The following is a 1,292-nucleotide window of genomic DNA, read 5'->3' as shown; positions in this document are numbered from 1 at the left end:
AGGCTGGGACAAAACTCGGCTAAATAGCGAAAAAAGAATTCAGTAGATACTGGATTCCTTTTTTTGCTTTAGATTTAAAATAATTGATTATTCTGCTAATAATTAGTAAACAAAAAGAGCACCTTCTGGTAAGATAAAAGTGACCAAACCATTACTCACCGGAGGTGCTCTTATGTTTAAACATTATACCATGAATCAAGTGATTTTGCCTTTAGATTTAGAGATTAAATTAGATAAAAATGATATTGCTTTTGCCATAAATGATTTGGTTGAAAGTATTCCAGTAGAATCTTTTGAAGATTTTGCTCGTAGTACAGGATGTCCAGCTTACCATCCGCGTATGATGATGAAAATTATTTTGTGTGCTTATACACAGTCCGTATTTTCCGGACGGAAAATAGAAGCGTTACTAAAAGATAGTGTTCGTATGATGTGGTTGGCTCAAGGATATGAACCAACTTATCGTACAATTAATCGATTCCGCACAAATCCTTTGGTTGAAGAATTATTACGTCAGTGTTTTGTACAATTTCGTTCCAAGCTAGTTCAAGAAAAAGAAATAGACACGGAAGCTATTTTTATTGATGGTACAAAAATAGAAGCAAACGCAAATAAATTTACTTTCGTTTGGCGCAAATCTGTAGAAAGATATAGTTCAAACTTAATTGAAAAATCTAATCTTATGTACGATGAATTACTGGAAAAAGAAATCATCCCGGCAATCGAACGTGAAAATGAAGAAGAACTTTCGGTGAAGGAAATAGAAACCATCGTCGAAAAACTAGACGATACCATTGATACATATACGAAAAAGATTGACGATTCTGATGTGGTAAGCGAACGGAAACAGTTGCGCTCGAAGCGCAAAGAACCGAAGAAATATCGAAAACATTATGGAGATTTTCTTGTTCGGAAACAAAAGTATCAGCGAGATATGGAGATATTTAAAGATAGAAATAGTTATTCGAAAACAGATCATGACGCCACATTCATGCGTATGAAAGATGATTACATGAGAAATGGCCAATTAAAAGCTGGATACAACTTACAAGTTGCGACAGAAGGACAATATGCGTTAGCGTACGATATCTTTCCTAATCCGACAGATACACGCACGTTTATTCCATTTTTAAATACGATTGAAAAAGATTATTTTGAATTACCCAAATACATCGTTGCCGATGCAGGTTATGGTAGTGAACAAAACTATGATGATGTATTAAATAATAGGAATCGCACACCACTTATTACATACAACCAATATCGAAAAGAGAAGAAAAAGAAATTTAAAA

General features: G+C 34.0%; 1 protein-coding gene. It reads left to right on the top strand.

The genetic code is table 11. The annotated features are described in order from the left end of the window. Positions 1–172 precede the first annotated feature (172 nt). Positions 173–1,292 (top strand): IS1182 family transposase (locus tag GZ63_RS0116130; RefSeq protein ID WP_029271342.1); only part of this gene is annotated, 1,120 nt, incomplete at its 3' end.

This window comes from Virgibacillus alimentarius, from assembly GCF_000709085.1.
GTDB classification, from domain to species: Bacteria; Bacillota; Bacilli; order Bacillales; family Amphibacillaceae; genus Virgibacillus_B; species Virgibacillus_B alimentarius.
This window is presented reverse-complemented; position numbering and strand designations above follow the sequence as displayed.